Genomic DNA, 13,983 nt, shown 5'->3' on the forward strand with positions numbered 1-13,983 from the left:
TCAGTTCTCCAGAACGTCGAGCAGGCCAAGGGGCAGCGGCACATCCATGACTTTATCGAACAGCAGATATAGACCGATGGCCATCAGGCCGACGATCACAACGCTGGGCAACCAGCGGCCGCCATACAGGCGTGCCATAGGGATGCCGATCAGCAGGCTGCTGAGGATGAAACCCAGGGGTTCGAAGGTGGCGGCGAACACGATCAACAACGCGACGCACACGCCGATCTTGACCAGGGTGTCGCGGTCCAGCGCCGGTTCTTCTTCGGTGTGTTTGGTCGCTTGCGGGCGAATCAGCATATAGACCAGCGCCAGGCTCATCAGTCCGAGCATCAGCAGCGGGAAGGCGCGTGGCCCGACCGGCTCGTAGGAAAAGGCTGCCTGATACGGCCAGGCCATCAGCGCCAGGCTGGCACAGACCAGCAGCAGCACGGCGGCAAAAATGCGTTGTAAGAGCATAGAAAACTCCAAGGCCCCTCTTGTAGGAGCGAGCTTGCCCGCGAAAAACGTCAACGATAACGCGTGCTGTCTGGACGCACGTGGATGTCCTTGGGTTCTTCGCGAGCAAGCTCGCTCCTACAGGGGCATTACACAAAAGAGGGGGCGTTTACTGGATCAGGCCGAACTCTTTGGCCAGCACCTTGTAGTCCGCCACCTGTTTCTTCACGTAGGTGTCCAGCTCCGGGCCGGTCATGGCGAACGGGAACAGCTCGCGCTGGTCACGCAGCTTGGCGAACTCGTCGGAGGCCAGCAGCTTGTCGAAGGCGTCTTTCCACCAGGCGTAGTCGGCATCGCTGACTTTTGGCCCGAGGTAGAAACCGCGCACCACTGGCCAGACGATGTCGTAGCCTTGCTCCTTGGCGGTCGGGATGTCTTTCATTTCCGGCTCGTCCAGGCGCTTTTCGGAGAACACCGCCAGCAGGCGCATGTCGCCGCTGAGGATGTGTGGCATGGAGTCGGAGATGTCGGTGCTGCCTACCTGAATGTGACCGCCGAGCAACGCGGTAGCGATTTCGCCGCCGCCTTCGAGCGCGACGTAACGCAGCTCACGCGGGTTGATCCCGGCCGCTTTGGCGATCAGGGCGGTTTGCATCCAGTCCTGGCTGCCGACCGTACCGCCGGAACCGATCACCACGCTGCCTGGATCTTTCTTCAAGGCTTTTACCAGATCGTCGAGGGTCTTGTAGGGCGAATCACTTTTCACTGCGATAGCACCGTAGCTGGTGCCTACTGCGGCGAGCCAGCGCACGGCGCTTTCATCGAAGCGACCGAACTTGCCCTGGGCCAGGTTCAGCAACGAACCGCTGGACCAGGCCACCAGGGTGCCCGCATCCGCAGGGCGCTGGGCGACCACTGCGTTATAGGCCACGGCGCCCACGCCGCCGGGCATGTAGGTCACGCGCATTGGCTTGCTCAAGAGCTTCTGGTTGACCAGCGCGCTTTGCGCCAGTTTGCAGGTCAGGTCAAAACCACCGCCCGGTGAGGCCGGGGCGATGCATTCGGGGCGCTTGGGTTCGTCGGCGGCCAGCAGGTGGCCGGCAAACAGCATGCAGCCAGCGGCGAGGGCGAGCTTACGTAGGGGGAACGTCATGTGTGTCTCCATTTATTGTTCTTATTTGGCGAAAACGCTTCGAGGCGTTTTTCGGGTGCTATCGCTCAATAGCCTGGCAGGCGTAACCTGCCGTCGCCCGATGCTAAACGGCGAAGCTTTCAGTAACCTTTCAACTACCGTTCACTGTTTTCGGGCTTCACAGGGCAGTCGGCGCCTGTAAACTGCCTCGCAAAGCGTGGCGCCGACCACCCCGAATGAGGTAGAAATCCATGCGCGTCCTCCTGGTTGAAGACCATTTGCAACTCGCCGAAAGTGTCGCCCAAGCGCTCAAGAGCACGGGGTTGACCGTCGACGTGCTGCACGATGGCGTGGCTGCGGACCTGGCCTTGAGCAGCGAGGAATACGCGGCCGTGATCCTCGATGTGGGGCTGCCGCGCATGGATGGTTTCGACGTGCTGGCACGCCTGCGCGCCCGTGGAAAAAACGTGCCGGTGTTGATGCTGACGGCCCGCAGCGATGTAAAGGACCGCGTGCATGGCTTGAACCTGGGCGCCGACGATTACCTGGCCAAACCGTTTGAACTCACCGAGCTCGAAGCGCGGGTCAAGGCGCTGCTACGGCGCAGCGTGTTGGGCGGCGAGCGCCAGCAGGCGTGCGGCGTGCTGGTTTACGACCTCGACACGCGACGTTTTACGGTCGGTGGCGAATTGATGACGCTGACCTCCCGTGAGCAAGCCGTGCTCGAGGCGCTCATTGCCCGGCCTGGTCGGGTGATGAGCAAGGAGCAACTGGCCTCCCAGGTGTTCGGTCTTGACGAAGAAGCCAGCCCGGATGCCATCGAAATCTACGTGCACCGCCTGCGCAAGAAACTCGACGGCCAGCCCATCGCCATTGTCACCTTCCGTGGCCTCGGCTACCTGCTGGAAGCCCGCGATGCATAAGCCCAGCAGCCTGCGCTGGCGCCTGCTGTGGAACCTGGCGCTGCTGCTGGTGCTGCTGATGCTCGCCAGCGGCATGAGCGCCTACTGGAACGGTCGCGAAGCCGCCGACACCGCCTACGACCGCACGCTCTTGGCCTCGGCGCGCACCATTGCCGCCGGCTTGACCCAGGTGGACGGCACCCTCAGCGCCAACGTGCCCTACGTGGCCCTGGACACCTTTGCCTACGACAGTGCCGGGCGTATTTATTACCAGGTCAACGACATCCACCAGAAGCTCATATCGGGTTACGAAAACCTGCCCGGTCCACCGCCCGGCACCCCGCGCACTGACGATTATCCGGCCTTGGCTCGGTTCTACGACGCCGTATATCAGGGTCAGCCCGTGCGTGTGGTGAGCCTGCTCAAGGCTGTTTCCGAGCCGAACATGAACGGCATGGCAGAGGTGCGTGTGGCGGAAACCGACGAAGCCCGTGTATCCATGGCCCGCAGCCTGATGGCCGACACCTTGTTGCGCCTGGGCATGCTTGCCATTGGTGCGCTGTTGCTGGTGTGGTTTGCCGTGAGCGCGGCGCTGCGCCCGTTGGAGCGCCTGCGCACGGCGGTGGAAGAGCGCCAGCCCGACGACCTGCGGCCCTTGCCGCTGGTGGAGGTGCAGGATGAGTTCGGCCCGCTGGTGCGTTCCCTCAATCATTTCACCGAACGCCTGCGCGGCCAGTTCGAACGCCAGGCGCAGTTCATTGCCGACGCCGCCCACGAGTTGCGCACGCCGCTGGCCGCGCTCAAGGCCCGCCTGGAACTGGGCCTGCGCGCCGAAGACCCGGCCACGTGGCGCAGCACCCTGGAAACCGCCGCCCAGGGCACTGACCGTCTCACTCACCTGGCCAATCAGTTGTTGTCCCTGGCGCGCATCGAAAACGGTGCCAGGGCTATCGCCGAAGGCGGCGCGCAGTTGCTCGACCTCAGTCAACTGGCCCGGGAGCTGGGCATGGCCATGGCGCCGCTGGCCCATGCGCGCGGCGTGGCCTTGGCGCTGGAGGCGGACGAGCCGGTGTGGCTGCGCGGCGAACCGACGCTGCTCAACGAGCTGCTGAGCAACCTGGTGGATAACGCGCTGGCTCACACGCCGCCGGGTGGCAACGTGATTTTACGGGTGACGGCGCCGGCGGTGCTGGAGGTTGAAGACGATGGCCCGGGCATCCCGCTGGATGAGCGGGACCGGGTGTTCGAGCGGTTTTATCGGCGCAGCCAGCAGGGTATGGGGTCGGGCCTGGGGCTTGCGATTGTCGGGGAGATCTGCCGTGCGCATCTGGCGCAGATCAGCCTGCATGATGGCGAATCGGCGGGGTTGAAAGTGCGGGTGAGCTTTATCGCCGGCGATCAATAAAACATGGAACGTGCTTCATCCAGCTCAACCTGCAATTTCTCGCTGTAGGGGTCGACGCGCAGTTTTTTCATCGCCGGCACGCCCGTCACGTCGATTTGCCCCAAGGGATGTTCGGTATTGTGGTGACAGAACAGCACGGCGATCTGCACCAGGTCGATGTAATCGAGCGGGCCGCAGTCGCGCTCCAGGTTCAGGTACTGGCCCGGCAGTTTTGCCAGCATTTCCGGAAAGTCCCAGCCACTGAGCAACTTGTCGCCCAGTACCGGGTGGATACTGTCGATCACGTGGTTAAGGCTGACCGGATCGGACAGCAACTCGTAATGGTCTTCGGCGTAGGTGAGGATCGGCAGCACGCCAATCTGGTGCACCAGGCCACCCAGGGCTGCCTGGTCCGGCTTGAGGTGGCTGTGCCGGCGACACAAGGCATAGCTGACGCCTGCTACTTCCAGGCTGCGACGCCACACATCGCGCATTTTCTGTTCCACCACTTCGGAGCGGGCGTGAAAGATCTGCTCCATGACCAGGCCGATGGCCAGGTTGCTGCTGTAATTGGTGCCAAGGCGCGTGATGGCGGTGTGCAGGTCGGTGACTTCCTGAGTCGCTCTGAGCAACGGGCTGTTGACCACTTTGATCAGGCGCGCCGACAGCGCCGTATCGCGACCGATCACCTTGCTCAAGTGGCTGATGCTGATCTCCGGGTCTTCGGCGGCCTGGCGAATCTTCAGGGCCACCTCCGGTAATGTCGGCAGAACCAGGTCGTCGTTGTCGATGGCCTTCACCAAAGCCTGTTGGACTTTTTCCGCCAGCTCGTTCATTCATGCTCTCTAGGGTGTTGCAAAAAAAGTGCGGCAATCAACGCTGGATCTCGCGATCGCGATCCAGCGCGTAGGGCAGGTCAAGCAACTGCAGGCCCGGGCCTTCCAGGCTGCCCAGGCGGATGTCGCCATTGTCGGCAGCTTCGGCTTGCAGCACGGCGAGAAGTTCAATTGACTGGCCAGCGTTTGCCGCGACCACCACTTCGCCGATCGAACTGTTATGGCTGGGGGCAAACAGTAAGGTGCCTGGCTCGGGCAATTGGGCCGCAACCAGGCTCAGGCGGTACAGGCGGCGCTTGAGTTTGCCCAGGTACTGCATGCGCGCGACGATTTCCTGGCCGGTGTAACAGCCCTTCTTGAAGCTGACCCCGCCCACGGCTTGCAGGTTGAGCATCTGCGGGATGAACAGTTCGCGGGTCTGCGGCATCACCTGGCCGATACCGGCGCGAATCTGGCCCAGCAGCCATTCGTTCAGCTCGGCTTGCGGCAGAATGGCCGCCAATTGGCTGAGCAGGCTCTCGCTGTGTTCGGCGGGTGCCCAGAGTTCAGCGCGGCCCGGCGATACGCGGATGGCGATGAGTGCCTCGGTACGCACCACGCTGTCCGTCTCGACCGATAAGGCCAAGCCAAGGGCGGATAAGGCCTGATCGGCGTTCGCCAGGCCGAAACGCACCCAGGCGGCGCTTTCATCGGTAAGTTTGGATTTGGAGAACACCGCGTATTTCTTCAGGTCCGCCAGCTGCGGCTCGAGCAGTTCGCTGGCCATCGCCAGGAGCACGCCGTCACCTTGTAACAGGATGCGAAAACTGGACTGCATCCGGCCTTTTTGCGTGCAGCGCGCGCCCAGGCTGGCCTGGGTGTCACTCAGGTAGTTGAGGTTGCAGGTCAGTTGACCCTGCAGGAACTTGGCAGCGTCAGCACCGCGGACGGCAAGAACGCCTTCGTGGGTCAGGGGACAGAAGAAAGCAGAGTCGGCCATGGGTCATCGCAGGTCAAAAAGAGTCATGGGTGCATCATAGAGGGGCGCCCGGCAAATGCATAGTTTCCATGGGGCGCGACCAAAGCCGACTGGTCCGGCGGCGTCGGGCCTGTATACTTGCACTCTATTTGAGGAGCGCTCCATGGTCGAAGATGTAGAAATCAATCGCCTCTACTGGCACAGCCGTCGCGGCATGCTGGAATTGGATGTGTTGCTGGTGCCATTCACCAAAGAAGTCTACGCAACGCTCAACCAGGTAGACCGCGACCTTTACGTGCGACTGCTGGAATGCGAAGACCAGGACATGTTCGGCTGGTTCATGGAGCGCGCCGAATCGCAAGACCCGGAGCTGCAGCGCATGGTTCGGATGATCCTGGATCGTGTCCAGCCCAAATAACCGTTTCGAGTGCCGCTGGCAGGCCTCACGGCTGTTGCTGGCGGCCTATCTGGCCGCCCAGCTGTTCGCGCTGGGTGCCTGCCTGATTGTCGACCTGCCTTTTGCATCCCTTGGCCTGCTGGTGTGCCTGGCCCATGCCGCGTGGGTGTTGCCGCGGCAGGTCCTGCTGACCCATCGTTCGTCGGTTCGTGGCTTGCGCCGCGATGACGATGGCTGGCAATTGTTCAGTGCCGAGCGTGGCTGGCACAGCGTACAGCTAAGGCCCGACAGCCTGGCGCTGCCGTTGGTCGTGGTGCTGCGCTACCGGGTGCAAGGTGAGCGCTGGGTGCGCTCCATTTGCGTGCCTCGCGACTCGCTGGTCGCCGATATGCACCGGCGCCTGCGCGTGCGCTTGAAGTTCAGTCGCCGTAGGTGGCTGGCACCAGGATAGTGTCACGGGCCTCGGGCAGCATCTGCGGGTAATCCAAGGTGTAATGCAGGCCCCGGCTTTCCTTGCGTTCCATGGCTGAGCGAATCATCAACTCGGCGACTTGAGCCAGGTTGCGCAATTCGATCAGGTCGCGACTGACTTTATAGTTGCTATAGAACTCGTCGATCTCATCCAGCAGCAAACGCACCCGGTGCTGTGCCCGTTGCAGGCGCTTGTTGGTGCGCACGATCCCCACGTAGTCCCACATGAAGCGCCGCAACTCGTCCCAGTTGTGCGCGATGATCACGTCTTCGTCCGAATCCGTCACCTGGCTGGCGTCCCAACGGGGCAGGGCGGCCGGCACCGGGATGCGCGGCAGTTGTTCAAGGATGTCCGCCGCCGCTGAGCGCGCATACACAAAGCATTCGAGCAGCGAGTTGCTGGCCATGCGGTTGGCGCCGTGCAGGCCGGTGAAGCTGGTTTCGCCGATAGCGTACAGGCCGGGCACGTCGGTGCGGCCATGCTGGTCGACCATCACGCCGCCGCAGGTGTAATGCGCGGCAGGTACTACCGGAATCGGGCCCTTGGTGATGTCGATATTGAAGGTCAAGCAGCGTTCGTAGACGGTGGGGAAGTGCGCCTTGATGAAGGCTTCCGGTTTGTGGCTGATATCCAGATAGACGCAGTCGATACCCAGGCGCTTCATCTCGTGGTCAATGGCGCGGGCGACGATGTCGCGCGGCGCCAGCTCGGCGCGTGGGTCGAACCGCTGCATGAAGCGTTCGCCGTTGGGCAGCTTCAAGTGCGCACCTTCGCCGCGCAAGGCTTCGGTGATCAGGAAACTCTTGGCCTGGGGGTGATACAGGCACGTGGGGTGGAACTGGTTGAATTCCAGGTTCGCTACCCGGCAGCCCGAGCGCCAGGCCATGGCGATGCCGTCGCCACAGGCCCCGTCGGGGTTGCTGGTATAGAGGTAGACCTTGGCTGCGCCACCTGAGGCGAGGAGGGTGAAGCGTGCGCCGTAGGTGTCGACTTCGCCGCTGGCGCGGTTCAGCACGTACGCGCCGAGGCAGCGCTCGCCGGCAAGGCCCAGGCGTTTTTCGGTGATCAGGTCAACGGCTACGCGCTGTTCCAGCAATTCGATATTGGGACGCTGGCGAGCCTGGTCGAGCAGGGTCTTGAAGATGGCGGCACCGGTGGCATCGGCGGCGTGGATGATGCGACGGTGGCTGTGGCCGCCTTCACGGGTCAGATGGAACTCGAATCCGCCGTCGTCGTTGCCTGCATGCTCATCACGCGTGAAGGGCACCCCTTGGTCGATCAACCACTGGATTGCCTCGCGACTATGCTCGACCGTGAAGCGCACTGCGTCCTCGTTGCACAGACCGCCCCCGGCGTTGAGGGTGTCTTCGACATGGGATTGGACGGTATCGGTGTCGTCCAGCACGGCTGCGACGCCGCCTTGGGCCCAGAATGTCGAGCCGTTGGCCAGGTCGCCTTTGCTCAGTACGGCAATGCGCAGGTGGCCGGGGAGGGTCAGCGCCAGGCTCAAGCCGGCGGCTCCGCTGCCGATCACCAGCACATCGTGTTGAAACTGTTGGCTCATTGAATGGATTCCGCAAAAAGCGATCCGAAGAGGAGGCGCAAGCAGGACGCCTGGATCGGCGAATCAAAGGGGCACACGGGACACTAGTATATAGAGGGGTGGAGCGGCACAATAGCCAGGCATTCGTGGCATTGTGAGATTACGGTGCACAGCTCCGGTTCACATCCAGTCAGCGAGCGGGAACTTTTTGCATAGGCCCCGACTCAATAGCAGGTTGCCCGAAAGCTGGGAAAACGTTGAGTTTATTGGCCCGTCGGGAGCATTGGACGCGTCAGAAGACCGACGACAAGATTATTCGCGCAGCCGGTGTTGCCTGAGCTGCGTTTTTCGTGTGTGCCAAATCAGTGCGTGCCGGAAACTTGCTTGAAGGGGGAGAACTTTTGCGAAAAGCCCGAGTCTATGTTTACAAGCCTGATCGTTTAGTTATGCAAGCCTCCTCCAAGTACAACGAGGAGTGTTCATGCTAACCCAGGAAGAGGATCAGCAGCTGGTCGAGCGCGTACAACGCGGCGACAAGCGCGCATTTGATCTGCTGGTGCTGAAATATCAGCACAAAATTCTCGGGTTGATCGTGCGGTTTGTGCACGACACCCATGAAGCGCAGGACGTTGCACAGGAAGCCTTTATCAAGGCGTATCGTGCACTGGGCAATTTCCGCGGTGACAGTGCGTTTTATACGTGGCTGTACCGCATCGCCATTAACACGGCGAAGAACTATCTGGTGTCTCGCGGCCGCCGCCCACCAGACAGTGATGTCAGTTCAGAAGATGCTGAATTCTATGATGGTGATCACGGCCTCAAAGATCTCGAGTCGCCGGAGCGTGCCTTGCTGCGCGACGAGATCGAGGGAACCGTTCATCGAACGATTCAGCAACTGCCAGAAGATTTGCGTACGGCGTTAACTTTACGTGAATTCGATGGTCTGAGTTACGAAGACATTGCGAGCGTCATGCAATGTCCGGTGGGGACTGTAAGGTCACGGATTTTCCGGGCCCGGGAAGCCATCGACAAAGCCTTGCAACCGTTGTTGCAGGAAAACTAAAGACAGCGGCGACAGCCAAGAGAGGAACCGCCATGAGTCGTGATGCCCTGCAGGAATCGCTGTCCGCAGTGATGGATAACGAAGCGGATGAACTGGAACTTCGTCGAGTGCTCAATGCATTTGATGATGCCCAAACCCGTGATACCTGGTCTCGTTACCAAGTCGCTCGGGCGGTGATGCACAAGGATCTTCTAATCCCTCGTCTGGATATTGCTGCGGCCGTTTCTGCCGCGCTGGCTGATGAAGCCGTTCCGGCAAAAGCTGCTCGTGGTCCATGGCGTAGCCTGGGCCGTCTGGCAGTCGCTGCTTCGGTGACCGTCGCCGTACTGGCCGGTGTTCGTCTGTACAACCAGGACGAAATCGCCGGTGCCGAACTGGCCCAGCAGACTCAGCAACCGGTCATGGCCGGTCCGCAAGTCAAAGGCCCGGCTGTACTGGCTGGCTACAAGGAAAGCTCTGACACCGCCGGCCCTATGGCTAACGGTGTGCTTCAGGGGCAATCCGGCTGGCAGGATCAGCGTCTTCCAGGCTACCTGCGCCAACATGCGCAGGAAGCGGCTGGCAAGAATGCTGAAAGTGCCCTGCCATACGCTCGCGCAGCAAGCCTGGAAAACCGCTGAACCGTTAAGGAGCCCTATGCGCGCCATACCGCTCCTTACACTTTTGCTCAGTAGTTGGTTTGCACTACCCGCCCATGCCGATGATGCCCAAGACTGGCTGACTCGACTTGGGCGTGCAGAGCAGCAGAAAAGCTTTCAAGGTACGTTCATCTATGAGCGTAATGGCAGTTTTTCTACCCATGACATCTGGCATCTCGTCCAGAACGGCCGGGTCCGGGAGCGGCTATTGCAGCTCGATGGTTCTGCCCAGGAAGTCGTGCGGGTAGACGGTCATGCCCAGTGCGTCAGCGGCACACTTGTAGCCGGTCTTGGCAATTCTCGTGACGGTTCGTCACGTTCGTTGAATCCGCAGAAACTCAATCAATTCTATGAAATAGCTGTCATTGGCAAATCGCGGGTGGCCGGTCGTAATGCGGTTATCGTGTCGATCACGCCGCGTGACCATTATCGGTATGGGTTCGAGCTGCATCTGGATCGTGAAACTGCATTGCCCCTCAAGTCATTGTTGCTCAGTGAACAAGGGCAACTGCTGGAGCGCTTTCAGTTTGTGCGATTGAATACGTCCACAGCGCCCACGGATCATGACTTGCAGCCCAGCGGGGAATGCACACCTGTTGCGATTGGCCGTACCCAGGCGGCGCAAGCGCCGGCCTCCAATGCGTGGCATCTGGATTGGCTGCCTCCGGGGTTTGAGCTGATTGGGAATACATCTCGCAAAGACCCTCAAACGAAGTCCATCATCGACAGCTTAATGTATGACGATGGGCTTGCACGTTTTTCGGTGTTTCTCGAGTCCACCGACGGTGCGAGCGTGTCGCAGACGCGTACTCAGCTTGGGCCAACGGTTGCAGTGTCTCGCCATCTGAATACGGTGGACGGCGAGGTAATGGTGACCGTTGTAGGAGAAATTCCGATCGGTACTGCCGAACGCATTGCATTGTCGGTTCGCGGTGAAAAGACCGCAGTCAAACCCTGAGGTGTTAATCCAGTGTTCATCCTGATCTTTCACTCTGCGTCCCTGTCAGGGTGCCTGCCGAGAGCATGAAATGTCTGGATCAGCATTTTCACTTGCAAAAAATCCTCATGTTTTTTATAGGTCAGGGCTTCTCGGCCCTGGCCTTGTTTGTTCGCGGTACAAAAAATGTCGGTCGCGGTTTTCGGCGTCTTTTGAACCCTGTCGCTCAACCCTGCTCGTCGTAACGGGAGCTGTATGTCGATACCACGTTTGAAGTCTTACCTATCCATAGTCGCCACGCTGCTGGTGCTGGGTCAGGCCGTGCCCGCGCAAGCGGTCGAGCTGCCTGACTTCACCCAACTGGTAGAGCAGGCCTCGCCTGCGGTGGTGAACATCAGTACCACGCAGAAATTGCCGGATCGCAAAGTGTCGAACCAGCAGATGCCGGACCTGGAAGGCCTGCCGCCCATGCTGCGCGAGTTCTTCGAGCGTGGCATGCCGCAACCTCGCGCCCCGCGCGGTGGTGGCGGTGGCCAGCGTGAAGCGCAGTCCCTGGGTTCGGGTTTTATCATTTCGCCTGACGGCTACATCCTGACCAACAACCACGTGATCGCCGATGCCGACGAGATCCTCGTGCGCCTGGCCGATCGCAGTGAGTTGAAAGCCAAGCTGGTCGGCACCGATCCGCGTTCCGACGTGGCCTTGCTGAAAATCGAAGGCAAGGACTTGCCGGTGCTTAAACTGGGCAAATCCCAGGACCTGAAAGCGGGTCAGTGGGTGGTGGCGATCGGTTCGCCGTTCGGTTTTGACCACACCGTCACCCAAGGCATCGTCAGCGCTATTGGCCGTAGCCTGCCAAACGAAAACTATGTTCCGTTTATCCAGACCGACGTGCCGATCAACCCGGGTAACTCCGGTGGTCCGCTGTTCAATCTGGCGGGCGAAGTGGTAGGGATCAACTCGCAGATCTACACCCGTTCCGGTGGCTTTATGGGGGTGTCTTTCGCGATTCCGATCGATGTGGCCATGGATGTGTCCAATCAGTTGAAAGCCGGCGGCAAAGTGAGTCGCGGTTGGCTGGGCGTGGTGATCCAGGAAGTGAACAAGGACCTTGCAGAGTCGTTCGGTCTCGACAAGCCGGCGGGTGCGCTGGTCGCGCAGATCCAGGACGACGGCCCGGCAGCCAAGGGTGGCCTGCAGGTCGGTGACGTGATCCTGAGCATGAACGGCCAACCGATCATCATGTCGGCCGACTTGCCGCATCTGGTCGGTGCACTCAAGGCAGGCAGCAAAGCCAAGCTGGAAGTGATTCGCGATGGCAAGCGCCAGAATGTCGAACTCACCGTCGGCGCAATTCCGGAAGAGGGTGCAACCCTGGATGCCCTGGGTAACGCCAAGCCAGGTGCCGAGCGCAGCAGTAACCGCTTGGGTATTGCCGTGGTTGAGCTGACGCCAGAGCAGAAGAAGACCTTCGACCTCAAGAGCGGTGTCGTGATCAAGGAAGTCCAGGACGGCCCAGCCGCCTTGATCGGTCTACAGCCGGGCGATGTGATCACTCACCTGAACAACCAGGCGATCGATAACACCAAGGAATTTACCGATATCGCCAAGGCGTTGCCGAAGAATCGCTCGGTGTCGATGCGCGTGTTGCGTCAGGGGCGTGCCAGCTTCATCACCTTCAAGCTGGCCGAGTAACCTTCCAGCCAATAAAAAGCCCCGCCATTGAATGATGGCGGGGCTTTTTTGTGGGTGATGGGTTTAGCTCATCATCCCTTTCACCAGGCGTTCCTGTTCGATCAGCTCACGCTGGCGTGCATCGATTCGCGAGGACAACGGGAAGTTGTTGCCGGCGCGGCGTTTGGCAAAATCCAATTGTTGGATGGCTTGCTGGAAATCGCCTACCAAGGCGAAGTATTCAGCGCGTGCCTGATGCAGGCCAATGATATTGCCCGACAAACCGCGCGTTTCGGCGACCTGATACCACACGTCCGGATCATCCGGGCGCGACTTGAGCAAGCCATCCAGGGCTTTTTCCGCATCGGCGGTACGGTTTTGTTTGAGCAGCAAGTCGACGCGTACCTGGTTCAGTGGATAGTTGCTGGGGTACTGGGTGAGCATACGGTCGGTGCGTTGTTGTGCGTCCGGCATGCGGTTGCTGGTGATGTCCAGTTCGATCTGCGCCAGGTTGTAGGTAATGTCGTTGGGCGCCTTGGCCAGCAATGGCGCCAGGCTTTCCCGTGCTTCCTTGAGCTGGGTGCCCTTGATCTGGGCGATGGCCAGGCCATAGCGCGCCACATCGTTTTTCGGGTTCTCGTCCAGCTGTGCCTGGAAGCGCTTGGCCGCGAGGCCTGGCGTGTCTTCGTACTTCAATTGCACCCGCGCGCGGATCAGCTGATAGCGCAGGCTGTCTTCCTTGCCGCCAGGCTTGGCCTGTTCAGCGCGGTTGCGGGTGTCGGCGATCCGCGATTCGGTCACCGGGTGCGTCAGCAGGAATTCCGGTGGCTTGGCGTCGAAACGGTACTGGCGCATCAGGCGCTCGAACATGGTGGGCATGGAGCGCGGGTCGTAGCCGGCTTTCTCCAGGTTGACGATACCGATACGGTCGGCTTCCTGTTCGTTCTGCCTGGAGAACCGGCGCTGCTCCTGGATGGCGGCGGCCTGGGAGCCGGCAATCGCGGCAATGCCCGCATCGCCGGCGCCCGCAGCGGCAGCAATGATGCCGCCGAGCAGGGCAGCCATCATCGGGATCTGCATGCGCGACTGCGCTTCCACGCCCCGGGCAAAGTGGCGTTGGGACAAGTGCGCCAATTCGTGGGCCAGCACCGATGCGTATTCACCTTCGGTCTGGGCATTGAGAAACAGGCCGCCATTGACTCCGACGATCCCGCCGGGTGCGGCGAAGGCGTTGAGTTGCGGGCTGTTGATCAGGATGAATTCCAGGCGTCGGTCGTTGACCTGGCTGGTCTCCACCAGCTTGTACACGCTGGTTTCGACGTAATCCTTGAGCTGTGGATCATTGAGCTGCGAGACCTGGCCGCGCAGGTAGGCCAGCCATGCGCGACCCAGTTGATATTCCTGCTGAGGCGAGACAATGGCAGAGCTGGCGTCGCCGAGTGACGGCAGCTCATCAGCGAAGGCCGGAGAGGCCAGCAGGCAGGCCAGCGTCAGCAGGGTAGGGCGCAGAAAAGTCATGCACAAAGCCTTTCGACAAAGAGCTTACTGTAGCCGGACACTGAGCTTGGGACCAGATATTCTAAGCCGCTCAAATGTTTGCTTGGAGTAA

The 13,983-nt window shown here is 60.7% G+C and carries 14 protein-coding genes; 8 read left to right on the plus strand and 6 right to left on the minus strand.

All coding sequences use genetic code 11. The annotated features are described in order from the left end of the window. On the minus strand, positions 1 to 459 hold the full coding sequence (locus tag MRY17_RS06900) for a tripartite tricarboxylate transporter TctB family protein (RefSeq protein WP_124422752.1): 459 nt from the start codon (positions 457 to 459) through the stop codon (positions 1 to 3). Positions 460 to 607: 148 nt separating this feature from the next. Beyond that, the gene (locus MRY17_RS06905) at positions 608 to 1,591 is read right to left on the minus strand and encodes a Bug family tripartite tricarboxylate transporter substrate binding protein (protein ID WP_181283926.1); all 984 of its coding nucleotides are present in this window, start codon (positions 1,589 to 1,591) and stop codon (positions 608 to 610) included. Between the two features lie 230 nt (positions 1,592 to 1,821). Between MRY17_RS06905 and MRY17_RS06910 the strand changes: the two genes are divergently transcribed. Both MRY17_RS06910 and MRY17_RS06915 read left to right on the plus strand, forming a co-directional pair. Beyond that, a complete protein-coding gene (locus MRY17_RS06910) occupies positions 1,822 to 2,493 on the plus strand; it encodes a response regulator (protein WP_124422754.1) in 672 nt (223 codons plus the stop codon). After that, the gene (locus MRY17_RS06915; protein ID WP_181283928.1) at positions 2,486 to 3,877 is read left to right on the plus strand and encodes a sensor histidine kinase; all 1,392 of its coding nucleotides are present in this window, start codon (positions 2,486 to 2,488) and stop codon (positions 3,875 to 3,877) included. The genes MRY17_RS06910 and MRY17_RS06915 overlap by 8 nt, the downstream gene beginning before the upstream one ends. Here MRY17_RS06915 and MRY17_RS06920 read toward each other — a convergent pair. Continuing rightward, a complete protein-coding gene (locus tag MRY17_RS06920) occupies positions 3,871 to 4,692 on the minus strand; it encodes an HDOD domain-containing protein (protein WP_181283929.1) in 822 nt (273 codons plus the stop codon). The two genes, MRY17_RS06915 and MRY17_RS06920, sit on opposite strands and share 7 nt — an antisense overlap. A gap of 37 nt (positions 4,693 to 4,729) precedes the next feature. Continuing rightward, positions 4,730 to 5,671, minus strand: a complete 942-nt coding sequence (locus MRY17_RS06925; protein WP_181283930.1) for a YgfZ/GcvT domain-containing protein — start codon at positions 5,669 to 5,671, stop codon at positions 4,730 to 4,732. Positions 5,672 to 5,813: 142 nt separating this feature from the next. Between MRY17_RS06925 and MRY17_RS06930 the strand changes: the two genes are divergently transcribed. Further along, positions 5,814 to 6,068, plus strand: a complete 255-nt coding sequence (locus MRY17_RS06930) for a succinate dehydrogenase assembly factor 2 (protein ID WP_057723062.1) — start codon at positions 5,814 to 5,816, stop codon at positions 6,066 to 6,068. After that, entirely contained in the window at positions 6,052 to 6,498 is a 447-nt protein-coding gene (locus MRY17_RS06935) for a protein YgfX (protein WP_191955258.1), read from the plus strand. The genes MRY17_RS06930 and MRY17_RS06935 overlap by 17 nt, the downstream gene beginning before the upstream one ends. Here MRY17_RS06935 and nadB read toward each other — a convergent pair. Then, a complete protein-coding gene (gene nadB / locus MRY17_RS06940; protein ID WP_191951412.1) occupies positions 6,467 to 8,083 on the minus strand; it encodes an L-aspartate oxidase in 1,617 nt (538 codons plus the stop codon). The two genes, MRY17_RS06935 and nadB, sit on opposite strands and share 32 nt — an antisense overlap. A gap of 460 nt (positions 8,084 to 8,543) precedes the next feature. Between nadB and rpoE the strand changes: the two genes are divergently transcribed. The 4 genes from rpoE to MRY17_RS06960 all read left to right on the plus strand — a co-directional run bounded on the left by rpoE (position 8,544) and on the right by MRY17_RS06960 (position 12,395). Then, positions 8,544 to 9,125 (plus strand): RNA polymerase sigma factor RpoE, encoded by a 582-nt coding sequence (gene rpoE, locus MRY17_RS06945; protein WP_003172477.1) that lies wholly within the window; start codon positions 8,544 to 8,546, stop codon positions 9,123 to 9,125. A gap of 32 nt (positions 9,126 to 9,157) precedes the next feature. Continuing rightward, positions 9,158 to 9,745 carry a sigma-E factor negative regulatory protein gene (locus MRY17_RS06950; RefSeq protein WP_057723059.1) on the plus strand — a complete coding sequence of 196 codons (588 nt, stop codon included), beginning with the start codon at positions 9,158 to 9,160 and terminating at the stop codon, positions 9,743 to 9,745. Between the two features lie 16 nt (positions 9,746 to 9,761). After that, the gene (locus MRY17_RS06955; RefSeq protein ID WP_181283933.1) at positions 9,762 to 10,721 is read left to right on the plus strand and encodes a MucB/RseB C-terminal domain-containing protein; all 960 of its coding nucleotides are present in this window, start codon (positions 9,762 to 9,764) and stop codon (positions 10,719 to 10,721) included. A 234-nt stretch (positions 10,722 to 10,955) separates the two neighbouring features. Further along, on the plus strand, positions 10,956 to 12,395 hold the full coding sequence (locus tag MRY17_RS06960; RefSeq protein ID WP_065949256.1) for a DegQ family serine endoprotease: 1,440 nt from the start codon (positions 10,956 to 10,958) through the stop codon (positions 12,393 to 12,395). Between the two features lie 63 nt (positions 12,396 to 12,458). On the opposite strand, the gene MRY17_RS06965 is transcribed toward MRY17_RS06960, so the two are convergent. After that, a complete protein-coding gene (locus MRY17_RS06965) occupies positions 12,459 to 13,892 on the minus strand; it encodes a M48 family metalloprotease (RefSeq protein ID WP_057723056.1) in 1,434 nt (477 codons plus the stop codon). Positions 13,893 to 13,983 lie beyond the last annotated feature (91 nt).

The organism is Pseudomonas orientalis, assembly GCF_022807995.1.
GTDB lineage: Bacteria > Pseudomonadota > Gammaproteobacteria > Pseudomonadales > Pseudomonadaceae > Aquipseudomonas > Aquipseudomonas orientalis_B.